This window comes from Streptomyces sp. VRA16 Mangrove soil (assembly GCF_017377775.1).
Classification (GTDB): domain Bacteria; phylum Actinomycetota; class Actinomycetes; order Streptomycetales; family Streptomycetaceae; genus Streptomyces.
This window is the reverse complement of record NZ_JAFVLN010000013.1, coordinates 205868-227447: the sequence shown is the minus strand read 5'-3', so window position 1 is coordinate 227447 and position 21580 is coordinate 205868. Positions and strand designations below refer to the sequence as shown.

The window sequence follows — 21580 nt, the reverse complement described above, 5'->3', positions numbered from 1 at the left end:
TAGGCTCGGTGGCATGACGACGACGCAGCAGGCCGAACTCTCCACAGGTCCGATCGCGTACGACGACACCGGAGGCGACGGCACCCCGGTGCTCCTGCTCCACGGCCTCGCCCAGGACGGTGCGGTGTGGCGGCATGTCGTCGACGAACTCGGCACGTCCGTACGGTGCATCGTGCCGACCCTCCCGTACGGCAGCCACCGCCTGCCCCTGCGCCCCGGGACCCGGCTCTCCCCGCGCACCATGGCGTCGCTCATCGGGGAGTTCGCCGACGTGCTGAAGCTCGGCGACGACACGGTGTTCGTGGAGAACGACACGGGCCGGCTCCAGCAGCTCGTCGCCGAGCGGCCCGACCGGGTGGGCCGGCTGGTGCTCGCGGGCTGCGAGGCGTTCGACAACTACCCGCCCGGCGTCCCCGGCAAGATGCTCGACCTGTCCGCCCGCATCCCCGGCGGCATCGCGTTCCACGCCTGGATCCTCGCGGTGCGGCCGGTGCGGCGGATCCCCGGGCTCGGATACGCGGCGATGGCGCAGCGCCCCGTCCCGCACGACCTCATCGACCGCTGGATCAGGCCGCTGCGCGCGGACCCGGCCGCCCGCGACCTGCTCATCGGCTATCTCAAGGCGGCGCGGCGGACCGAACTGATGGAGACGGTCGACGCCCTGCGCGCGTACGACCGTCCCGCCCTGGTCGTCTGGGGCCGGCAGGACCGGGTGAACCCGCCCGCGCACGGCCGCCGGCTCGCCGAACTCCTGCCGCAGGGACGCCTGGTGGAGCTGGACGACTGCGGCACGCTGATCCCGCTGGACCGGCCGAAGGCGTTCGCGGCGGCCCTCAAGGAGTTCGTGGCGCAGACCTGAGCGCGGGTCCGCGGGTCACCGGGCGAACCCGGTCGTCAGGAACGACGTCTCGTCCTTCGACGACGTCCCGCGCGCGACCCACCAGTGCGTGGCGTCACCCGACCCGTGCCGCCCCCAGGCCCACACCACCTCGTCCTTCCCGTCGCCGTCGAAGTCGGCGACGGTGACGACGTGGGCGGCGCGGGCCGCCGCGGGCACCTTCTTGCCCGCCCACCGCGCGGGGCCCTGCCGCCCGGTGCGCGTCCGCGTCTCCCCGTCGATCAGGGTGACGCCGCCGGTGCCCCCGGTGACCAGCAGCCCGTCGCGGCCGTCACCGTCCGGGTCGGCCGCCCGGAAGGAGCCGCGCGCCGGGCCGGGGGCCGGCAGCCGGTACGGCACCGGGGCGCCGCCGTCGCCCGGGTACACGGCGAGCGAGCCGTCGACGTCCGGGGCCTCGGTCTCGTAGCCGGGCTCGTCGTTGCGGCCGCCGTCGTCACCGATCGCCAGATCACGGACGCCGTCACCGTCGAAGTCGCCGAACGCGTGGGCGTTGCCCTTGCGGAGCGTCCGGCCCCGGCCGGTGCGGACGTCGGCGTACCAGATGCCGTCCTCCTGCTCGCCGTCCGAGGTGCGCCGCACCAACAGGCCGGTGCGGCGCGGGTGTTCGGGGTCGACGGCGTCCGCGGACAGCCCGCCGCCCCCGGCGACGGCCGGCAGCGACGCCGTGCGGGCCGGTGCGCCGGTCGACCGGTCGAAGGGCCCGTAGAGCAGCCACACCACGGGCCGCTCACCCGCGTTCAGCCCGGCGAGGTCCAGGTGTCCGTCCCCGTCGAAGTCGCCCCGCACCGGCGTCGAGACGCCCAGCCGGGCCGCCGCCGGGAGCCGGACCGGGGTCGCCCGCGTCCCCCGGACGGGACCGGTCGGCGACCCCCAGCTCACGTACGGGGCGATGCGCTGCCCGATGACGTGCCCGTCGGTGGCCCGCTCGCCCGCCACCTGGTTGACGAAGTCGGGGTACCCGTCCCCGTCCAGATCGCCGGTGACCAGGTCGTCCGTGGAGATGCTCCACGCACTGCCCGCCGCCTGCGGATCGCGCGCGGGCAGCCCGAAGTCCGCGCGCTCGTACACCGCCCGTGTCGTCGGATCGAGCCCGTGCGCCGAGCCGTACACGACCGCGACCCGCTGGTCGGAACCGGACTGGTCGGGCTCGGCGCCGGCCGGCAGCGTCGACACGGTCAGCAGCAGATCCGGATGCCCGTCCCCGTTGAGGTCGTCGGGGTCCCGGGAGCCCTTCCCGGCCTCGGGCGCCCGGCTCTCGCGCGGCGCCCGGGGCGCGTCGGCGGCCGAACTCCGCGACGGCGAGGGGGACTTGGTATCCGTCGCGGCGCCCCCACACCCCGCGACCAGGGAGAGGACGGCACCGAGGGAGAGGGCGAGCAGCGGGCCGCGACGGCGAGACTTCATGCGCACACCCTCACACCCCGCCGCCCCCACGGGAAGATCACGGCGCCGGCACCCGGAACCGGCGCCGGTACTCCGTCGGCGTCGTGTTCAGCCGCCGCCGGAAGGCCCGTACGAGCGTGTCCACCGTGCCGAACCCGCAGACGGACGCGACGCGTTCGAGCGTGGCGTCCGACGACTCCAGCTCGTGCCGGGCCTTCTCCACCCGGACCGACTCGATGTACGCGTGCGGGGTCGTGCCGAGTTCGGTCTTGAACAGACGGGTCAGGTGCCGGTCGCTGACATGCGCGTACGCGGCGAGATCGGCGACCGTGAGCGGCTCGGCGACACGGCGCAGGATGTGGTGGCGCAGATCCTCGATGCGGCGCGTCGAGGAGACCTGCTCCAGCGGCACGCTGAACTGGCTCTGCCCGCTGGGGCGTTTGAGGTACATCACCAGCTGCCGGGCCACCCGCAGGGCGACCTCCTCGCCCAGGTCGTCGGCGATCAGCGCGAGGGAGAGATCGAGGCAGGCGCTGATCCCGGCGCCCGTCCACACGTTGTCCTCGCGGATGAAGATCGGGTCCGCGTCGACCCGCACCGCCGGGTGGTCGGCGGCCAGTCGCTGCGCGGTCGACCAGTGCGTCGTGGCGCGCTTGCCGTCGAGCAGGCCCGCCGCGGCCAGCAGATGCGCGCCCACGCACACCGAGGTGATCCGGTGCGTCCGCCCGGCGAGCACCCGCACCCACTCGACCAGCTCGGGATCGACCAGCGGATGCACCCGGCGCTCCGCGTCGACCTCCACCGCCCCCGGCACGATCAGCGTGTCGATCCCGCCCGCCGCGGCCGCCTCGAAGGTGACGTCGGGCAGGATGCGGACCCCGGCGCCGGTCGTCACCGGATCCATGGTCCGCGCCGCGAGCAGCACCTGATAGCCCGCCGCCTCGTCGGTCTCGCGCAGGGCGAGCGAGAAGACCTCCGGAGGGCCGGTGACGTCGAGCAGGTCGACGCCCTCGAAGAGCACGATCACGATGAGCCGTCTACCGGTCGCGTCCAGCACGGGCCCTCCCCTCGGTCCGCCCCACCGGGCATGTCGGTATCTGCATGTTAGACGTCATTGCCGACATCACAGCCGGCTCATAGCGTTACGGACGCGGCCCGACGGAAATTCCGGGACGCGAACGACACACGTGACTCAAAGGCGGTACACCCATGTCCCGAACCACGCTGCGCGAGCTCAACGGCTTCGACCAGACGCCCGCCACGCTGGCCGGCTCGACCCTGGTCCTCATCGACTTCCAGAACACCTACACCCAGGGCGTCATGGAACTCGACGGCTGGCAGGAGTCCCTCGACGCCGCCGCGCAGCTGCTGGCGCGGGCCCGCGCGGCCGGCACCAAGGTCGTGCACGTGATCAACGACGGCGGCCCGGGGACGCCGTACGACATCCGGGCCGAGATCGGCAGCATCCACCCGAAGGTCGCACCGGTCGACGGTGAGCCGGTCGTCGTCAAGCAGGTCCCGAACGCGTTCGTCGACACCGACCTCGCCGAGCACATCCCCGGCGGTCAGGACGTCGTCATCGCGGGCTGGATGACGCACATGTGCGTCGCGTTCACCGCGCAGGGCGCCTTCCTCGGCGGCCACCGTCCGACCGTCGCCGCAGACGCCTGCGCCACCCGCTCGCTGCCGGTCGCGGGCACCGACGTGCCCGCCGAGCAGGTGCACCGCAGCGCCCTCGCCACCATCGCCGACCTGTACGGGGTCGTCGTCGAGTCCCAGAAGGAGATCTCCTGATGAAGCCGGTCCGCACCGCAGTCGCCCTGGGCACCGCCGCCCTGCTCGCCGCCACCGTGACGGCGTGCGGCGGCAGCTCCGAGGCCGCCACGCGCACCGACCGGAACGACAAGAAGGCGTCGCCCACAGCGGAACCGAATCACGCGAAGGACACCACGACGCTCCGGCAGCTGATGAAGACGGACGAGACCCCGGCGAAGCTGTCGAACGCCGCCCTGGTCCTCGTCGACTACCAGAACGTCTACACCAGCGGCACCATGGAGCTCACCGGCTGGCGTGCCGCGGTGAAGGAGACCAAGGCCCTCCTGGAGCGTGCCCGCAAGGCGCACACCCCGGTCATCCACATCGTGGAGAAGGGCTACGACCTCACGTCGAAGGCCGGACAGATCATTCCGGCGCTCAAGCCCGCCCAGGGCGAGGCCGTCGTCGAAAAGGCCGTCCCCAACGGCTTCCACGAGACGAACCTCGACAAGGAACTCAAGAAGACCGGCCGCAAGAACGTCATCATCGCCGGCTTCATGACGCACATGTGCACCCTGTTCACCACCGAGGGCGCGGTCTACCACGGCTACAACCCGACCGTGGTCGGCAACGCCTCCGCGACCCGCCCGCTCCCGGTGAACGGCAACCCGAACGGCATCCCGGCGCAGCAGGTCCACGAGGCCGCGCTGGCCACCATCCAGGACCGCTTCGGCGTCGTGGTGCCCGAGCAGAGCGACATCAAGTAGCGCTCCGCCCGTGAACCCCCGGCGGGGAGAGAGGCCCGGGCCCCTCTCCCCGCCGAAGGGCGCGCCCCCAACGCGCCCGCCGGTCAACCCAGTTGATCCCCCCAGTTGATCCCCCCAGCCAAAGGTTTCCCCCCATGCACCAGATCCCCCCAGCACCCAAGAGACAGCCCACCAGAACCTCATGGAGAAGACGAAGATGGCTACGCGCAGAGGGTTTATCGGCAGCGCCACCGGCATCGGTACCGCGGCCCTGATCGGCTACTCGGCGACTCCGAGTGCCGCGGACACCTCGACGGCGGGCACCGTGGCCGCGGAAGCGGTCTCCCAGGAACAGGCGCGCGACTCGATCTTCGCCGTGAACGCCGGGATGCGCGCCAACTACGCCACCCTGAAAGCCGAGTTGATCAAACACCTGTCGCCCGTGGTCGTCGTGCAGAACGACGCGAAGGGCGGCCGCTTCACCCTCGTGACCAAGGACGGCCAGGAGTCGGCCAACCCCGTGTCCCAGACGTTCGAGCTGGCCAAGTCCATCGCTCACGTCCCGCTCGGCATCTTCTCGGTGATCGCCTCCTATCTGGCGGACAAGATCCCGAACCTGCCGAACGCCGACCGCATCGACCCGCACGACCTCGTCATGGTCGCGTTCAACGACGACACGTCCACCGCATGGATCGAGCCCCTCAACGCCTACGCCGCCAAGCTCGGCACGGCCCGCGGGAACCTCGCCTCCGCGAACCTCCCCGCCGAGCTGACCACGTCCTGCGGCCACATCCTCGACGCGGGCCTCGCCTTCATCAAGAACGCGGTGGCGACCGAGCACTTCGACATGAAGTCCTTCGAGGACTTCTCGGGCAGCGTCTACCCCGACATCCGCGTCAACATGGAGCATGCCTCGAAGGCCCAGATCGCGGGCGTGCAGCAGATCATGAAGACCTGGCGCGCCAAGGTCGGCGAGGTGGCGTGGGCCGATCTGTACTGCGTGGTGATCTCGCAGTGGACGACCAGCGTGCTCAACCAGAACACCATCATCCTCAAGGACTGCATGAACGCGGCGAAGGTCGCCACCCACCTGATCGACCTGCCCGGCCTGGAGCCGCCGGCCGACCCGGTCTTCACCGCCCTCGACAACCTCGCCCGCATCGTGCAGGACAACGTCGCCGCCGAGATGGTGTTCCCCAAGGACACGGTGGTCGCCGACGCCCTCAAGGGCCAGCAGGACCTGCTCTCCGACGAGATCCTCAACCAGCTCGGCAGTAACACGGTGACGACCCTGTCCGCACCGTCCTACAACACGGTCGCCTCGGGCACGGCGACCTGCCCCGTGGCCCACTGACGCACGGCGGCGGCCACCGCAGGGGTGGCCGCCGCCCGGTCCCGCCGGATCAGATGTCGCGGAACGTCTCGATCTGCGCGCCCACGGAGTTGAGCCGCTCGGCCAGATCCTCGTAACCGCGGTTGATGACGTACACGTTGCGCAGCACCGACGTGCCCTCGGCCGCCATCATCGCCAGCAGCACGACGACCGCGGGGCGCAGGGCCGGCGGGCACATCATCTCCGCCGCGCGCCAGCGCGTCGGGCCCTCCACCAGCACCCGGTGCGGGTCGAGGAGCTGGAGGCGGCCGCCGAGGCGGTTGAGGTCCGTCAGGTAGATCGCGCGGTTGTCGTAGACCCAGTCGTGGATCAGGGTCTTGCCCTGGGCCGAGGCCGCGATCGCCGCGAAGAACGGGACGTTGTCGATGTTCAGGCCCGGGAACGGCATCGGGTGGATCTTGTCGATCGGCGCCTCCAGTTTGGAGGGGCGGACCGTGAGGTCGACCAGACGCGTGCGGCCGTTGTCCGCGACGTACTCCGCCGAGCGGTCGTGGTCGAGGCCCATCTCCTCCAGGACGGCGAGCTCGATCTCCAGGAACTCGATCGGCACCCGCTTCACGGTGAGTTCGGACTCCGTGACCACCGCGGCGGCGAGCAGGCTCATCGCCTCGACCGGGTCCTCGGACGGCGAGTAGTCCACGTCGACGTCGATGTGCGGGAGGCCGTGCACGGTCAGCGTCGTGGTGCCGATGCCCTCGACCTTGACGCCGAGCGCCTCCAGGAAGAAGCACAGGTCCTGGACCATGTAGTTGGAGGACGCGTTGCGGATGACCGTCGTGCCGTCGTGACGGGCCGCGGCCAGCAGCGCGTTCTCCGTCACCGTGTCGCCGCGCTCGGTCAGCACGATCGGGCGGTCGGGGGAGATGCGCTCCACCTCGGCGTGGTAGAGCCCCTCGGTCGCGGCGATGTCCAGGCCGAACCGGCGCAGCGCGATCATGTGCGGCTCGATCGTGCGCGTGCCGAGGTCGCAACCGCCCGCGTACGGCAGCTTGAAGCGGTCCATGCGGTGCAGCAGCGGACCGAGGAACATGATGATCGAGCGGGTGCGGCGGGCCGCCTCCGCGTCGATCGCGCCCATGTCGAGATCGGCCGGCGGCACGATCTCCAGGTCGACCCCGTCATTGATCCAACGGGTGCGCACACCGATGGAGTTGAGGACCTCAAGGAGACGGTAGACCTCTTCGATCCGGGCCACGCGGCGCAGCACCGTGCGCCCGTCGTTCAGCAGCGACGCGCACAGCAGCGCCACGCACGCGTTCTTGCTCGTCTTGACGTCGATCGAGCCGGACAGCCGGCGCCCGCCGACCACGCGCAGATGCATCGGACCCGCGTACCCGAGGGACACGATCTCACTGTCGAGGGCCTCGCCGATCCGGGCGATCATCTCAAGGCTGATGTTCTGGTTGCCGCGCTCGATCCGGTTGACGGCGCTCTGGCTGGTGCCGAGCGCCTCGGCAAGCTGGGTCTGCGTCCAGCCCCGGTGCTGGCGGGCGTCGCGGATGAGCTTGCCGATGCGTACGAGGTAGTCGTCTGCCATAGGGGCAGATTATCTCAGATATGAGATGACGCATTCTGGGGGGTCCACTCGGGTGACGGGGCGTCAGCGCTTGCTGCGCCGCCCCGCGCGAGCGGTGCGCGTGCGCCGCCAGCCGAACGGGCCGGGCAGGTCCATCGACGTGGTCCTGCGCCCGGTGCTGCTGTGCGTGTGCCGCGGCCCGTGCCGCCCGCCGCCCGTCGTGACCGACCAGGACCGCCGGTTGATGTTGAGGCGTACCCCGGGAAGGATCCTGAAGCTCTTGCGGAATGTGAGAGGCATGGCGTACGGGTACCCGCGCACCCCGCGATCAGTCGACGCGCCGGCCGCACCGCTCAGTCGACGGGAAACACCGCGCCCGGCGCCGCGTACGCCACCGGCCCCGCGAACGCGGTGGCCGCACGGGTCACGGCGGCCCCGGGCCCGACCGCCCGCCCCACGTGCGTCACGATCAGCCGCCGCGCACCCGCGGCCGTGGCCGTCGCCCCGGCCTCCTCCGGCGAGTGGTGCACCCCTTCGCCGTCGTCGCCGTCGGCCTCGCACAGCAGCGTCCCGCACCCGGTGGCCAGTTCGGTGAGCGCGGCGCACGGCGCGCTGTCCCCCGAGTACGTCAGCGACCGTCCCTCGTGCTCCACGCGCAGCGCGAACGCGGGCATCCCGTGCGCCACCTCCCGCGACGTCAGCTCCAGCGCGCCCACCCGCGCCCGCTGTCCGTCCGTCAGCTCCCGCACCTCGAACGCCCGCTCCACCGGACTGCGCCGCTCGCCGTGCGTGAGGAAGTCCGCGAGCCGGTCCGCGACGCCGGGCGGCCCGTACAGCGGGAGCGGCGCGTCGAGCCGGATGTCCGCGTACAGCAGGGCGTAGTAGGCGGTGAGCAGGTCCGCGGTGTGGTCGGCGTGCAGATGGGAGATCCAGATCGCGTCGACCTCGTCGAGTCGCGCGTGCCGCTGCAGCGCGCCGAGCGTCCCGCTGCCCGCGTCCACCCACAGCCGGGTGCCGCCCGCCGTCACGAGATATCCGGAGCAGGGGTTGTCCGCGGCGGGGTAGGGCGTGGCGCTGCCGAGGACGGTGAGACGGAGGTCACTGGTCATTGCCGGACGCTATCGGACCCCGCAGCGCGGGGATGTGCGGGGTGTTCGTTGGTTCGATCTTTTCGAACTCTTGACGTTGTCATGAGTGAAGCGGTTACCGTACGCAGCATTCGTGGCCGCGAGGATCCGACGGGGGCGGCCGGTGAGGTGGGACTCATGTCGTTCGACGAGGAATGGGCCGGGCTGCGGGACGCGGCTGCGGAACGCCGCGGCTCCATGCGGCTCAACAGCGTTCCCGCCGAGGGCGGCGGGGGAGGCGGCGCCGACCTGGTGGTCAACCGGGACGAACTGGGGCGGATCGGAAACGACGCCTACGAACTGCGCACCCGGCTCTCCAAGGAGGGCGACCTGGCCAGGCCCGCCACCTTCGACGCGGCGATCGCGCTGACCAACGGCGAGTTCGCCTGCGGTTCCGCGCTGCTCAAGGTGCACGACCGGTGGAACACCCACCTCAAGACGCTGCTCGACGCCTGCGCGCAGATCTCCAACCACCTCGACTACTCCAAGGCCCAGCACGCCAAGGACGAGGTGAAGGTCCAGGGAGACCTGGCCGCCGTGTCCAAGCTGTCCGAGTATCTGAAGTAGCCGAACCACCTGGCGGGGGATCTTCACCATGCTGAAGTACGAGGACATCATCGACGCGCCGGTGGGCAAGCTGAAGGCCGCGGCCGACGACTGGGCCGAGATGGCGGGCAAGCTGGACACCCTGGCGGGGGACGCCGACAAGGGCATGCTGGCGCGGGCGAACGCGGCCGACTGGGCGGGCGTGAACGCGGAGGTCACCAAGGAGTTCATCGGCAAGACGGCCAAGGAGTTCACGGACGCGGCAGCCGAGGCCAAGGGCGTCAAGCTGATCCTTCAGGAGGGCTACGAGGCCATCAAGAAGGCCAAGGACGACCTGACCGACATCCGCGACCACGAGGGTCCCGCGGCCGGCATCAGCGTGGACGCCCGGGGCAAGGTCACCGCGCGCCATCCGCTGTCGGAGCAGCCGGCGGCCCGCCACGATCCGGACTACCCGGACCTGCTGCACCAGGAGCGGCAGAACATCGAATCGTGGCAGAAGAGGATCGACCTCATCGTCGACAACTGCAACGACACCGACGTGTCCTTCAAGAACTCCCTCGAAGCCAACGTCACCGACAGCAAGGACTTCAGCGCCCCGAAGTACACGAAGATGGACCAGGAGGAGGCCGACCGGGCCGCCGCCCTGGCCGCCAAGGGCCGCGACATCACCCACACCGAGCTCCAGGCCCTCAACGAACTCCTCGCGGACAACGCCAAGTCCCCGGAGTTCGCGAAGGACTTCTACAACAAGCTCGGCCCCGAGAAGTCCCTCGCCTTCTTCGGCCAGCTCTCCACCGACACGTACGAGTACGGGAAGGTCGACAAGGAGCGCCTCAAGGACGTCCAGGAACTCCAGCGCAACCTGGGCCTCAACCTCGCGACGGCCTCCCACGACAAGGAGTTCAGCGACAAGTGGGGCCCGGAGCTGCGCAAGCTCGGCACCGAGCGCATCCCGCTGGCCAAGTACGACTCCAACGGGCCGTTCGGCTACCAGCTGCTCGGCGGCATCATGCGGTACGGGAACTACGACAAGCAGTTCCTCAACCCGATCGCGGAGCATGTGGCGCAGCTGCACCAGAAGGACCCGTACATGTTCGCCGGGAACAAGGTGGTGAACAGCCCGTTCAAGAACCCGTTCAACCCGTCCGGGGTCAACGGGGCGGGCTACGACCCGACGACCGCGATGCTGGAGGCGCTCGGCAACAGCCCGGACGCGGCCAAGCACTTCTTCAACGACCCGCCGACCGCGTACAACGAGGACGGCACGGTCAACAAGGGTGCGACGGCCGACCTCGGCAAGGCCGACGGCGCGGCGATCGACAACTACCTCGACTTCTTCGGCACGGACAAGTGGGAGAGCTTCGGCGACGTCAACTCCCTCGACCAGAAGGAGCTGGAGGGCTCCCTCAACCACATGCCGGACGCTCTGGGTCACGCACTGGAGGCCGCGACCCTCGGCTATCCCGCCGGGGACCCGGACGCCCATGTGGTCAAGGACGAGGCCAACGCCGCGGTCATGCAGAAGGTCATGGAGAAGTACGGCTCGGACGCGGGCCTGCTCAAGACGCAGGAGGCGCTGTCCGACAGCCTCGGCACGATGGGCGCCGGGTACATCGACGACATCAACTGGGCGCTCGACAAGAACGATCCGAACAGCCCCTTCGCGCCGGGCGGCGACGGCAAGGGGCACCTGGACTTCTCCGACACCACCGACGGCAACGGACGCAGTGTCGCCCGCGGCTTCCTCAGCTCCCTCGGCCAGCACCCCGACGCCTACGCCACCGTCTCGGCCGCCGAGCAGGTCTACAGCCGCAGCGTCCTGGAGGGACAGGTCGGCGCCGACGGCAAGATCGACGCGGGCGCGGCCAGGTCGACCGTCCACGTCGGCGCCGAGGTGCAGGGCATGCTCGACCAGTCCCGGGCGGACCAGGTCGAGGCCACCAACCTCAAGACCCACGAGGACTACGAGAAGGCGGTCGCCAAGCGGGCCGGCTGGATCGAGTTCGGGGCGGGCGTCGGGGTGGCGGCGGGCGTGGCCTTCCTGCCCGCGACGGCCGCGGTGGGCACCGCCGCGGTCCTGATCCCGCTGGCCACGGACACCGCCAGCGGCGCGCTGGAACAGGGCATCGGGCAGATGGTCGGTGACATCTCCGACAACTCGGTCGACGAGCACAAGGAGAAGATCGAGGAGCTCACACGCGAGGAGAAGACCAAGGTCTACTCCTCGGGCGAGAGCCTGGCGGAGTCGCCGATGGAGGAGTTCATGCAGCGCAACGGCGTGACCTCCGACAGCGAGCTCGGCCAGGACCTCAAGGAAGCCATGCGGATCGGCTACGCCACCGGCAACGACCGCGAGAACCAGCAGGGCAACGACCCGGAAACGGGCTGAACGCAGAAGGACACAGGACTCTGATGATCACCACCCCCACCAGGACGCACGGGGTCCGCGGTGTGCTCGTGGCCGGCCTTCTGGCGCTCGCCGTCGCGGGCTGCGGCTCGGGCGACGGCGAGAAGAAGCCCGACGCCTCGGTCGGGGCCCGGGAGCTCTGCGGCGGCGCCGCGGTGTCCGAGGACGGGGGCAAGGCCCTCAAGCTGATCACGGGAGCCGACCGGTTCGAGGACTCCGGCAAGAAGGCGACCGTCGCGGCCGCCGCCGCGGAGCTGTCCCGCACGACCGCCTCCACGACCAGAGCGAAGGGCGACATCTGCCGGATCTACTCGCCGGACGATTCCCGCGTCGGGGAGCTGCGCCTCACCTGGTGGACGTGGGACACCGCCCCGGACGGGCCCCCCGCCTCGAAGTACACCCTGTTCCCGGTGGGCGAGCAGGCCGGTGGCGCGATCAACGCCGCCTTCGTCTCCTTCGCCTGCCGTACCAAGAACGCGCCCTCCTCCGAGGCCGCCCACATCACCGTCGATGTCCAGAACCCGGACGTGCTCCATGAGCCCGACACGGATCCGAAGCAGCTGAAGCGCGCCTACGTGACCCTCGCCCACTCCTTCTCCCTGGCCATGGCCAAGCAGCTCAAGTGCGTCGACGACGGCGGCCTGAAGGCGGCGCCCTCCCTGTAGCGCTGGTGCACCCCGGGGTGTCGTACGACGATGGAACGGCAACCGCTTGATGGCACCGGCGGTCGATGTACTAGAGTTATCTCGACATCGAGATATCTGCCGAGGCGCACTGCAGCCGCGCACCGCGTCGGATCCGACGGTAAGGGTTACCTAACTTAGCCTTACCTTAGCGGATCGGGCCGTGAGGTGTACCGGCAGGATGCGGTGGTACGCGCACATATATGAAGGAGACTGTCGTGTCGGCGAACAGCTTCGACGCCCGCAGCACGCTGCGCGTGGGCGACGAGTCGTACGAGATCTTCAAGCTGGACAAGGTCGAGGGGTCCGCCCGCCTCCCTTACAGCCTGAAGGTTCTGCTGGAGAACCTGCTCCGCACCGAGGACGGCGCGAACATCACCGCCGACCACATCCGTGCGCTCGGCAACTGGGACTCCCAGGCCCAGCCGTCCCAGGAGATCCAGTTCACGCCGGCCCGCGTGATCATGCAGGACTTCACCGGCGTTCCCTGCGTCGTGGACCTCGCCACGATGCGTGAGGCCGTGAAGGCCCTCGGCGGCGACCCGGCGAAGATCAACCCGCTGTCCCCGGCCGAGATGGTCATCGACCACTCCGTCATCGCCGACAAGTTCGGCACCTCGGACGCGTTCAAGCAGAACGTGGACCTGGAGTACGGCCGCAACAAGGAGCGCTACCAGTTCCTGCGCTGGGGCCAGACCGCGTTCGACGACTTCAAGGTCGTCCCGCCGGGCACCGGCATCGTGCACCAGGTCAACATCGAGAAGCTGGCCCGCACGGTCATGGTCCGTAACGGCCAGGCCTACCCCGACACCCTCGTCGGCACCGACTCGCACACCACGATGGTCAACGGCCTGGGCGTCCTGGGCTGGGGCGTCGGCGGCATCGAGGCCGAGGCCGCCATGCTCGGCCAGCCGGTCTCCATGCTGATCCCGCGCGTCGTCGGCTTCAAGCTGACCGGCGAGCTGCCGGCCGGCACCACCGCCACCGACCTGGTGCTCACGATCACCGAGATGCTGCGCAAGCACGGCGTCGTCGGCAAGTTCGTCGAGTTCTACGGTGAGGGCGTCGCCGCCACCTCGCTCGCGAACCGCGCCACCATCGGCAACATGTCGCCGGAGTTCGGCTCCACCGCCGCGATCTTCCCGATCGACGACGAGACCCTGAACTACCTGCGTCTGACCGGCCGTGACGCCCAGCAGGTCGCGCTCGTCGAGGCGTACGCCAAGGAGCAGGGCCTCTGGCTCGACCCGTCCGCCGAGCCCGACTTCTCCGAGAAGCTGGAGCTCGACCTCTCCACGGTCGTCCCGTCGATCGCCGGCCCGAAGCGCCCGCAGGACCGCATCGTCCTCGCGAACGCCGCGCAGCAGTTCGCCGTCGACGTCCGCAACTACGTCTCGGACGACGACGAGGCGGGCAAGGAGTCCTTCCCGGCCTCCGACGCCCCGGCCGTCTCCCCGAACGGTGTCCCGTCGAACCCGGTCACCGTGACCGCCCCCGACGGCTCGACGTACGAGATCGACCACGGCGCCGTCACCGTCGCCGCGATCACGTCCTGCACCAACACCTCGAACCCGTACGTGATGGTGGCCGCCGCCCTCGTCGCGAAGAAGGCCGTCGAGAAGGGCCTGACCCGCAAGCCGTGGGTCAAGACCACGCTCGCCCCGGGCTCGAAGGTCGTCACCGACTACTTCGACAAGTCGGGCCTGACCCCGTACCTCGACAAGGTCGGCTTCAACCTCGTCGGCTACGGCTGCACCACCTGCATCGGCAACTCGGGCCCGCTGCCCGAGGAGGTCTCGAAGGCCGTCAACGACCACGACCTCGCCGTGACGTCCGTCCTCTCCGGTAACCGGAACTTCGAGGGCCGCATCAACCCCGACGTCAAGATGAACTACCTCGCCTCCCCGCCGCTGGTCGTCGCGTACGCCATCGCCGGTTCGATGAAGGTGGACATCACCAAGGACGCCCTCGGCGTCGACCAGGACGGCAAGCCCGTCTACCTGGCCGACATCTGGCCGTCGGAGGCCGAGGTCAACGACGTCGTCGCCAACGCCATCGGCGAGGACATGTTCGCGAAGTCGTACGAGGACGTGTTCGCCGGCGACGCCCAGTGGCAGGCCCTTTCGGTCCCCACCGGCAACACCTTCGAGTGGGACACCGAGTCGACCTACGTCCGCAAGCCCCCGTACTTCGAGGGCATGGAGATGGAGCCGAAGCCGGTCTCCGACATCTCCGGCGCCCGGGTCCTCGCCAAGCTCGGCGACTCGGTCACCACCGACCACATCTCCCCGGCCGGTGCGATCAAGGCCGACACCCCGGCGGGCAAGTACCTGTCGGAGCACGGTGTCGAGCGTCGTGACTTCAACTCCTACGGCTCGCGCCGTGGTAACCACGAGGTCATGATCCGCGGCACGTTCGCCAACATCCGCCTGCGCAACCAGATCGCGCCGGGCACCGAGGGCGGCTACACCCGCGACTTCACCCAGCCCGACGCCCCGGTGTCGTTCATCTACGACGCCTCGCAGAACTACCAGGCGCAGGGCACTCCGCTGGTCATCCTCGGCGGCAAGGAGTACGGCTCCGGCTCGTCCCGCGACTGGGCCGCCAAGGGCACCGCGCTCCTCGGCGTCAAGGCCGTCATCACCGAGTCGTACGAGCGCATCCACCGCTCGAACCTCATCGGCATGGGCGTCCTGCCGCTGCAGTTCCCGGAGGGCCAGTCGGCCGACTCGCTCGGCCTGACCGGTGAGGAGACCTTCTCGGTCTCCGGCGTGACCGAGCTGAACGAGGGCCGCACCCCGGCCACCGTCAAGGTCACCACGGACACCGGCGTCGAGTTCGACGCGGTCGTCCGCATCGACACCCCCGGCGAGGCGGACTACTACCGCAACGGCGGCATCATGCAGTACGTGCTGCGCAACCTGATCCGCAAGTAAGCGGTCCGGTACGGCAGTCGAGGGCCGCGTCCCGGGTTTCACGGGGCGCGGCCCTTTCGCGTGCGCGGCGCGGGCCGCAGGCCGCGGCCGAAAGCAGGCCGGCCCCCGCGCCTCCCGCGTCCTGACCCCCGCTGGAGATCCCGGTCGGCGCGCTCACCGCGCTCGTCGGCGGGCCGTACCTGCTGCGACTGCTGGGCCGACGGGACCGTACGGCACCCGGCGCGCCTGCCCGCCGATGAGTTCTCGCGCGGGCGAGAGTCTTCCTTGGGATGCACGAGACCCGTACCCGTATCTCAGGAGGAATCCGTGACGCAGTTGCTGAGGGTCCAGAACTTCAACGTCTCAGGGGACGGCTTCGGCGCCGGTGAGGGGAAGAGCCTGGAGCGGCCCTTCGGACACGCCGACCCGGGGGAGATGTTCGCCTGGTGCGGCGCCACGGCGAGCTGGCCGATGCGGACGGACCCGGGCGGCAGCCGCGGCCTCGACGACTATCTGACCCGGGACTACGCCCGCAACATCGGCGCCGAGATCATGGGCCGCGGCAAGTTCGGCCCGCAGACGGGGCCCTGGGAGAACCACGACTGGCAGGGCTGGTGGGGCGACGAACCCCCGTTCCGTACGCCGGTGTTCGTCATGACGCACCACACCCGCCCCTCGATCACGCTCTCGGACACCACCTTCCACTTCGTGGACGCCGACCCGGCCACGGTCCTCGCCCGCGCCAAGGAGGCGGCCCAGGGCAAGGACGTACGGCTCGGCGGCGGCGCGCACGTCATCCGTGAGTTCCTCGACGCCGACCTCGTCGACACCCTGCACGTCGCGGTCTCGCCGGGGGTGAAGCTCGGCTCGGGCTCACGGCTGTGGGAGTCGCCGGACGAGCTGCGCGACCGGTTCCACGTGGACGTCGTGCCGAGCGCGAGCGGGGTCACGCACTACTTGTTCTGGCGCAAGTAGGAAGCGTCACGGGAGGCGCGGCCGGGCGCGGGCGGGAGCCGGTCAGCCGGTGCGCAGCACCCGGAACGGCCCGGCCGGGTCCCGTGGGTCGCGCTCGACCACCTGGACCGGCGCCCCGGCCCACTGCCACACGCCGGTCCCCGGCACGCGCGAGAAGGCGATCTTCGCCCGGGTGCCTTCGACGGCGAGGTGGGGCCAGGCGGCGGCGACGGCCGCCCGGTCGGCGCCGGGCGGGCGCAGGGCCTCGGCCAGGACAGTGATCGTGTCGTACCCCTCGAAGGCGACGAACGACGGCTCCTCGCCCAGGCGTGCGCGCAGGGTCGCCGCGACGCGTGCGCCGAGCGGGGTGAGCCGGTCCGGGAGGTAGCGCAGGAACGGGACTCCTGCCCCTTGGTCGCTCAACTCCGCTGTCCAGGAGCGAAGTTCGGGCTGACCGGCCGGTGCGCCGATCAGCAGATGGGTGAGGCGGCGGTCGGCGCGGACGGCCCGGACGAGCGGCAGCGCCGGTTCCGGGTGGCCGACCAGGAGGAGCAGGGCCGTCGCGCCGCTGTCGGCCAGGGCGTCGCACAGGGCCGCGGGGGTGAGCGCGGACGCGTCGAGGGCGGTGACGGTGAGGTGGTCGCGCAGGATCCGGGTGCCCGACTCCCAGTAGAGGCTCGGCTGGGCGGCCACGGCCACGTGGTGATGCCCGGCGCCGAGCAGGTGCTCCGCGTAGATCCGCCAGCCGCGCGACTGCATCGGGGCGATGCGCGCGACCCCCGCCGACGGACCGTCCGTGAGTGTGTCGAGCACCGCCGACGAGCAGAGGTACGGCACACCGAGCGCGTCGGCGCGCAGGGCGACGGTGCGGGCGACGACGCTGTGGTACTCCCCGGCGAGGGCGGCCACGCCGAGCCCGGCCAGTTCGTCCACGGCGGCCGCGGCCCGCTGCGGATCGGCGGCCGTGTCCCGGACCAGAAGCTCCAGCGGGCCCCCGCCGAAGGCACCGCAGCCGTCGCCTTCGTTCACGTCACGCACCGCCGACTCGGCCCCGGCCAGCAGGTGTCGGCCCGCCTCGACCCAACCGGGCGCGCTGAGCGGGGCGAGGAATCCGATAGTGGTCACGCGCGGATCAACTCCAGTGCCTCGGTCAGATTGTGCTCGGCGATGGCGGCCATGGACGCCCGGTGGGGGAAGTCCCCGTCGAGCAGCCGCAGCGGACCGGCGGTCAGCGAGAGCCGCTGCGCGAGCAGGTAGAGCGCGAGCCGGTCCTCGTCCAGGCCGTCCACGGCCAGCGGCCGGTACGCGTCGTGCAGCCGGATCCGCAGGAAGACGTGCTCCCACTCGACGTCGAAGTACATCGTGCCCTCGATGTCCACGACCACGGGCGCGCCGTCGGCGGCCACGCGGACATGGTCGGGCCCCAGTTCGCCGTGCACGACGGCGTAGGCGCGACGCGGCCGGACCGCCGCCGCAAGCGTGCGCAGCCGCTCGTCGAGCCGGTCGCGGGCGGCGGCGATCCGCGGGTCGCGGACGGCCGCCTCGGCGAGATCGCGCAGCGCCCGCTCAAGGACGACCGACGCGCAGGACACACCGCGAGAGGTCCCGCCGCCGTCGACGACCGCCACCTTCCCGTACGTGGCCGCGCGGTGCCCGCGCATGCCCTCCAGGGCCTGCGCGAGCCGGTCCATGACGGGCGCGGCGGCGCGCGGGTCGCGGGCCAGGAGCTCCTCCAGGTTCTCGCCCGGCAGGTCCTCGACGATCGCCAGGTCGGCCGGGCCGTGCGTACCGTCACGGTCCACGAGCCGCAGTTCGGGGACGCGGACGCCGACCGCGCGCAGCCGCCGGTGCGCGGCCTCGAAGATGTCGAGGCCGAGCCCCGCGGAGAACGGGTCGGTGAGGTCCTCGGCCCGGTCGGCGGACGGCCAGTAGTTCTCGGACGGTGACCACACATAGGCGACCGCGGTCGTCGCGTCGTCCATCGTCAGCCGGTAGACGCCCTTCTTGCTGCCGCCCGTGATCCGCTCCACCGCGTCGAGACGCCGCCCGCCGCCCAGCGCGGCCCGCGCCGCCCCCGCCAACTGGTCCCGTGTCACTCCCGCGCGCGCCATGTCCCGCACCGCCCCTTCGTCACGACAACCCGCGCACCTTACGAAACCGTCGGCGAAGGAGCGAGCGAATAGTCAGCCGGCGGTGTCCGGGCCCTGCGCCCGCACCCGCCGCACCTGCTCCAGGGAATCGCGCAGCTCGCCGAGCCAGTCGTCGGCGTTGCGCCGCACGAGCCGGACGCACCAGGCCAGCGCGTCACTACGGCTGCGGGCCACGCCCCCGGCGACGAGCGTGTCCAGGACCTGGCGCTCGGGCTGGCGCAGACGGGTCATCACGGGCGCCGACACATGGGTGAACAGGGCCTGCTCCGTACCGCACTTCACCCCCCACGACACCTTCTTGCGGAACCGGTGCTCGGCCTCGCGCGCGACGCCGACGCGCTCGTCGCGCGTGCGCTCCCTGAACTCCTGGATGCGGCCCGCCACGGCCGCCGCGCGCTCGGCGTCGGAGGCGTCCTTCGCGAGCTGTGGCTCGGTGATCCGGCCGACGACGGTGATCTCCTCGCGGTCCACGGTGATGTCGAGGCCCTCCGCCGCGACATCGAAGAGCCCTTCGGGCAGTCGGCCGGCGAACCAGCCGCGCAACTTCTCGTGCTGTTCGGCTGTCAGCATGTAATCACCGTTGCACCAAAGGGAGTCGGCGGCAAGCCCCGGCAGCGGACCCGGTCACGTAGTGCCGGGCCCGGGCCCGAAGGGGCGACCGCCGCCGGGCAACAGCTCGCGCAGCCCTCGCTCGACGACACTGTCCGGATAACCCCCGCCGCGCGGCACGATGTGCTCGGAGCGGGCCAGGAAGGTGTCCAACGCCCGGTGGTGCAGCAGCAGTTGAAGACCGAGCGGGGTGCCGCTGAGATCCACCAGGACCTGATGGTCCGCACCGGGCACGCGTCGCGGGCGCACCCGCACCGCCCCGTTCCCGGACATCGCGCCGAGGCCCGCGCGCAGCAGGTCGCGGGAGACCGGCCAGGTCGCGGGACCGGGCACCGGTACCGTCGTGGAGCGCACCGTCACCACGAGCGGATCGTCCGCGCGGAAGACCAGCTCGACCAGGTCGGGGTCGAACCAGCCGTCGTCCCGCCGGGTCAACGCCTTGGCCAGTCCGGCGAGTTCACCGGGGCAGTCGTGCTCGGTGCCGTTCACCTGATCCCCCTTGTCGGAACGTCTCTGACGTATCGTGCGGGCCGGTCTTCGGGGATCCAAACGGCCCGAGTTCAGATAGTGCAAGAGTCCTGGTCACGAGGTCGGCTCGAACTGAAGTCCAGAGCGGACGGGCCGATCCGGTAGGTCCCCTCGGCGCGCTCCAGCCAGCCGGCGTGAGTGAGTGTGCGCAGCAGGTGGTACGTCGTCGGGAGCGGAAGACCGAGCAGGCGCGCGACGCGCTTGGCGTTGAGCCCGTCCGGATGCGCCGCGACATGCTCCAGGACGGTCAGGGCGCGCTGGACGGACTGCAAGAGCGTCGGCTCCCTGCGCCGCCGCTTTCGCGCCGCGTTCCGCTCGCCCACCTGTGCCTCCAGCCGCCCCCGGTCCGGCCCGCGCCGGGGCCGGTTGTTCACCGTTTCACCAACGATCTTGAACGCCGGGATCCGCCACGTCACCCGCCGTCCGGCCCTGATCGCACGGCCCGGTCGGCGGACAGGTCGGACCGTACGGCCGTGGACGGGAGTGGAGGACATCTGATAGCGGCCCGGCCCCCGCGCCCCGCGAAAACCCGGGTGCTCGCGTGAGTGATCGCCTACGCGCGGTGCGGAGCGGGCCCACCCTCTGGACATTACGTTCCCTTTGCCGAATGGTGGACGTATCGTTGCGTTTCTTTCTGAATTGTCCCCCGGCGATCTGTGGACGGTGCCCCGATGCGAGTCAGCGCGTACCCCACCCGGTTCCCGGCGCTCTGCCCCGGCATCGTCGCGGCCGTCGCCATCACCGTGTGCGACGCGCTGCTCGGCGAGAACGCGGGGCTGCTGCCGCTGTACGCGGTCTGTCCCGCCCTGACCGCCTGCTGCGCCGCCGCCTGGCGGGTGATCGCCTGTGGCGGGGTCGCCATCACGCTGTGCGCGGCCGTCGCCTATCTCGACGACCTGCTGTTCACCCGACGCGGTGTCGTGGCGCTGTGCAGCGTGGCCCTCGTGACGTTCGCCTCCGCCTTCGCCGCCCATGCGCGGGTGCAGCACGAGCGCCGGGCGGCGCAGCAGCGGCGGATCTCCGAATTCGTGCAGGGCGTGATCCTCGCCCCGGTGCCCGGGGACACCCGGCCCGCCGCCATCGCCGCCTCCTACCTTTCGGCGACCGAGGACGCCCGGATCGGCGGCGACTTCTACGAAGTGGTCCCGGTGCGCGGCGGCGTCCGCGTCATCATCGGGGATGTCCAGGGCAAGGGGCTCGGCGCCGTGCGCACCGCCTCCGTCACGCTCAGCGCCTTCCGGCTGAGCGCCCATGACGCCGCCGACCTGGACGGCGTCGCCTTCAGCATCTCCTGCGCGCTGCACCGCAGGGGCGTCGAGGAGCAGTTCGTCACCGCGATCCTCGCCGAACTCGACGACGCGGGGCGGCTCACGGTGCTCAACTTCGGGCATCCGCCGCCCCTGATCGTGCGGGCCGGCGGCGGCCTCGAACTCGTGCACCCGCCGAGCCCGGCGATGCCCTTCGGCCTGGCGTGGCTCGACCCGGAACCGCCCGGCCCGACCCGGGTCGACCTGACGGAAGGCGACCGGCTGCTGCTCTACACCGACGGCCTGGCCGAGGCGCGAGACGCCGAGGACGCCTTCTATCCGCTGGTCCAGCGCGCGGACCTGCTGCGGGGCGCCGCGCTCGACGACTGCCTGGTGCGGCTGCGCACGGACGTCCACGACCACACCGCCGCGGGCGTCGACGACGACTCCGCGCTCCTGCTCCTGGAGTACCGCGAGCCGGAGACCGACGAGTGCCGCGAGCCGGAGACCGACGAGTACCGCGAGCCGGAGGCCGACGAGTACCGGGAGCTGGAGACCGCCCCGGAGCATCGCCCGCTCCCCGTCCAGGAGGGCGACCACGGGCACGCGTCGCCCGCCCACTCCTGCGCGGTGTGCAGCGTCCGGGACTGCCCGTTGACCGCGGGCCGCCCCGGCGCCCGAACGTAAGCCGCCGGGCCGCGGGGGCGACCCCCGCGGCCC

General features: G+C 71.1%; 20 protein-coding genes. 10 read left to right on the top strand and 10 right to left on the bottom strand.

The annotated features are described in order from the left end of the window. Window positions 1-13: 13 nt before the first annotated feature. On the top strand, window positions 14-859 hold the full coding sequence (locus tag J3486_RS30785) for an alpha/beta fold hydrolase (RefSeq protein WP_207826178.1): 846 nt from the start codon (window positions 14-16) through the stop codon (window positions 857-859). A gap of 15 nt (window positions 860-874) precedes the next feature. On the opposite strand, the gene J3486_RS30780 is transcribed toward J3486_RS30785, so the two are convergent. Both J3486_RS30780 and J3486_RS30775 read right to left on the bottom strand, forming a co-directional pair. Further along, window positions 875-2302: a VCBS repeat-containing protein gene (locus tag J3486_RS30780; RefSeq protein WP_207826176.1), complete on the bottom strand. Its 1428-nt coding sequence runs from the start codon at window positions 2300-2302 to the stop codon at window positions 875-877. Window positions 2303-2339: 37 nt separating this feature from the next. Further along, window positions 2340-3335, bottom strand: a complete 996-nt coding sequence (locus J3486_RS30775; RefSeq protein ID WP_207826294.1) for a GlxA family transcriptional regulator — start codon at window positions 3333-3335, stop codon at window positions 2340-2342. Between the two features lie 155 nt (window positions 3336-3490). Between J3486_RS30775 and J3486_RS30770 the strand changes: the two genes are divergently transcribed. From J3486_RS30770 to J3486_RS30760, 3 genes are all read left to right on the top strand, one after another. After that, window positions 3491-4075 carry an isochorismatase family protein gene (locus J3486_RS30770; protein WP_207826174.1) on the top strand — a complete coding sequence of 195 codons (585 nt, stop codon included), beginning with the start codon at window positions 3491-3493 and terminating at the stop codon, window positions 4073-4075. Then, a complete protein-coding gene (locus J3486_RS30765; protein WP_207826172.1) occupies window positions 4075-4803 on the top strand; it encodes a cysteine hydrolase family protein in 729 nt (242 codons plus the stop codon). Before J3486_RS30770 ends, J3486_RS30765 begins: the two co-directional genes overlap by 1 nt. 196 nt (window positions 4804-4999) lie before the next feature. Then, window positions 5000-6136, top strand: a complete 1137-nt coding sequence (locus J3486_RS30760; RefSeq protein WP_229378857.1) for a hypothetical protein — start codon at window positions 5000-5002, stop codon at window positions 6134-6136. 49 nt (window positions 6137-6185) lie between these two features. Here the strand turns inward: J3486_RS30760 and J3486_RS30755 are convergent, their stop codons facing one another. The 3 genes from J3486_RS30755 to J3486_RS30745 form a co-directional block, all read right to left on the bottom strand. Next, window positions 6186-7712 (bottom strand): UDP-N-acetylglucosamine 1-carboxyvinyltransferase, encoded by a 1527-nt coding sequence (locus J3486_RS30755; RefSeq protein ID WP_207826170.1) that lies wholly within the window; start codon window positions 7710-7712, stop codon window positions 6186-6188. Between the two features lie 63 nt (window positions 7713-7775). Continuing rightward, window positions 7776-7991 (bottom strand): DUF4236 domain-containing protein, encoded by a 216-nt coding sequence (locus tag J3486_RS30750; RefSeq protein WP_207826169.1) that lies wholly within the window; start codon window positions 7989-7991, stop codon window positions 7776-7778. 53 nt (window positions 7992-8044) lie between these two features. Further along, window positions 8045-8800, bottom strand: coding sequence for an MBL fold metallo-hydrolase (locus tag J3486_RS30745; RefSeq protein ID WP_207826167.1), 756 nt, complete (start codon window positions 8798-8800; stop codon window positions 8045-8047). Between the two features lie 156 nt (window positions 8801-8956). Between J3486_RS30745 and J3486_RS30740 the strand changes: the two genes are divergently transcribed. The 5 genes from J3486_RS30740 to J3486_RS30720 all read left to right on the top strand — a co-directional run bounded on the left by J3486_RS30740 (window position 8957) and on the right by J3486_RS30720 (window position 16347). Further along, on the top strand, window positions 8957-9385 hold the full coding sequence (locus J3486_RS30740) for a hypothetical protein (RefSeq protein WP_207826165.1): 429 nt from the start codon (window positions 8957-8959) through the stop codon (window positions 9383-9385). A 28-nt stretch (window positions 9386-9413) separates the two neighbouring features. Continuing rightward, a complete protein-coding gene (locus tag J3486_RS30735; protein WP_207826163.1) occupies window positions 9414-11756 on the top strand; it encodes a hypothetical protein in 2343 nt (780 codons plus the stop codon). Between the two features lie 23 nt (window positions 11757-11779). After that, window positions 11780-12439: a hypothetical protein gene (locus J3486_RS30730; protein WP_229378856.1), complete on the top strand. Its 660-nt coding sequence runs from the start codon at window positions 11780-11782 to the stop codon at window positions 12437-12439. Window positions 12440-12675: 236 nt separating this feature from the next. Then, window positions 12676-15393 carry an aconitate hydratase AcnA gene (acnA, locus tag J3486_RS30725; RefSeq protein WP_307805002.1) on the top strand — a complete coding sequence of 906 codons (2718 nt, stop codon included), beginning with the start codon at window positions 12676-12678 and terminating at the stop codon, window positions 15391-15393. Between the two features lie 306 nt (window positions 15394-15699). Beyond that, window positions 15700-16347, top strand: coding sequence for a dihydrofolate reductase family protein (locus J3486_RS30720; RefSeq protein WP_207826158.1), 648 nt, complete (start codon window positions 15700-15702; stop codon window positions 16345-16347). Window positions 16348-16389: 42 nt separating this feature from the next. Here the strand turns inward: J3486_RS30720 and J3486_RS30715 are convergent, their stop codons facing one another. The 5 genes from J3486_RS30715 to J3486_RS44430 all read right to left on the bottom strand — a co-directional run bounded on the left by J3486_RS30715 (window position 16390) and on the right by J3486_RS44430 (window position 19885). Then, the gene (locus J3486_RS30715; RefSeq protein ID WP_207826156.1) at window positions 16390-17451 is read right to left on the bottom strand and encodes an ABC transporter substrate-binding protein; all 1062 of its coding nucleotides are present in this window, start codon (window positions 17449-17451) and stop codon (window positions 16390-16392) included. Beyond that, window positions 17448-18437, bottom strand: a complete 990-nt coding sequence (locus tag J3486_RS30710) for a phosphotransferase family protein (protein WP_207826153.1) — start codon at window positions 18435-18437, stop codon at window positions 17448-17450. The genes J3486_RS30715 and J3486_RS30710 overlap by 4 nt, the downstream gene beginning before the upstream one ends. 72 nt (window positions 18438-18509) lie before the next feature. Continuing rightward, complete coding sequence (locus J3486_RS30705) at window positions 18510-19046, bottom strand: hypothetical protein (protein ID WP_207826152.1); 537 nt, start codon at window positions 19044-19046, stop codon at window positions 18510-18512. 54 nt (window positions 19047-19100) lie between these two features. Beyond that, window positions 19101-19574 (bottom strand): SsgA family sporulation/cell division regulator, encoded by a 474-nt coding sequence (locus J3486_RS30700; RefSeq protein WP_207826150.1) that lies wholly within the window; start codon window positions 19572-19574, stop codon window positions 19101-19103. 71 nt (window positions 19575-19645) lie between these two features. Continuing rightward, window positions 19646-19885, bottom strand: coding sequence for a helix-turn-helix domain-containing protein (locus tag J3486_RS44430; RefSeq protein WP_229378855.1), 240 nt, complete (start codon window positions 19883-19885; stop codon window positions 19646-19648). A gap of 399 nt (window positions 19886-20284) precedes the next feature. On the opposite strand from J3486_RS44430, the gene J3486_RS30690 reads away from it, so the two are divergent. Then, on the top strand, window positions 20285-21547 hold the full coding sequence (locus J3486_RS30690; protein ID WP_207826145.1) for a PP2C family protein-serine/threonine phosphatase: 1263 nt from the start codon (window positions 20285-20287) through the stop codon (window positions 21545-21547). Window positions 21548-21580: the final 33 nt, after the last annotated feature.

What these genes read in the sequence shown, in the direction of transcription:
- J3486_RS30750 (WP_207826169.1), bottom strand. Translation starts at nt 7,991, where the DNA reads ATGCCTCTCACATTCCGCAAGAGCTTCAGGATCCTTCCCGGGGTACGC.
- J3486_RS30760 (WP_229378857.1), top strand. Translation starts at nt 5,000, where the DNA reads ATGGCTACGCGCAGAGGGTTTATCGGCAGCGCCACCGGCATCGGTACC.
- J3486_RS30765 (WP_207826172.1), top strand. Translation starts at nt 4,075, where the DNA reads ATGAAGCCGGTCCGCACCGCAGTCGCCCTGGGCACCGCCGCCCTGCTC.
- J3486_RS30710 (WP_207826153.1), bottom strand. Translation starts at nt 18,437, where the DNA reads ATGGCGCGCGCGGGAGTGACACGGGACCAGTTGGCGGGGGCGGCGCGG.
- J3486_RS30735 (WP_207826163.1), top strand. Translation starts at nt 9,414, where the DNA reads ATGCTGAAGTACGAGGACATCATCGACGCGCCGGTGGGCAAGCTGAAG.
- J3486_RS30730 (WP_229378856.1), top strand. Translation starts at nt 11,780, where the DNA reads ATGATCACCACCCCCACCAGGACGCACGGGGTCCGCGGTGTGCTCGTG.
- J3486_RS30770 (WP_207826174.1), top strand. Translation starts at nt 3,491, where the DNA reads ATGTCCCGAACCACGCTGCGCGAGCTCAACGGCTTCGACCAGACGCCC.
- J3486_RS30705 (WP_207826152.1), bottom strand. Translation starts at nt 19,046, where the DNA reads ATGCTGACAGCCGAACAGCACGAGAAGTTGCGCGGCTGGTTCGCCGGC.
- J3486_RS30785 (WP_207826178.1), top strand. Translation starts at nt 14, where the DNA reads ATGACGACGACGCAGCAGGCCGAACTCTCCACAGGTCCGATCGCGTAC.
- J3486_RS30780 (WP_207826176.1), bottom strand. Translation starts at nt 2,302, where the DNA reads ATGAAGTCTCGCCGTCGCGGCCCGCTGCTCGCCCTCTCCCTCGGTGCC.
- J3486_RS30690 (WP_207826145.1), top strand. Translation starts at nt 20,285, where the DNA reads ATGCGAGTCAGCGCGTACCCCACCCGGTTCCCGGCGCTCTGCCCCGGC.
- J3486_RS30740 (WP_207826165.1), top strand. Translation starts at nt 8,957, where the DNA reads ATGTCGTTCGACGAGGAATGGGCCGGGCTGCGGGACGCGGCTGCGGAA.
- J3486_RS30755 (WP_207826170.1), bottom strand. Translation starts at nt 7,712, where the DNA reads ATGGCAGACGACTACCTCGTACGCATCGGCAAGCTCATCCGCGACGCC.
- J3486_RS30745 (WP_207826167.1), bottom strand. Translation starts at nt 8,800, where the DNA reads ATGACCAGTGACCTCCGTCTCACCGTCCTCGGCAGCGCCACGCCCTAC.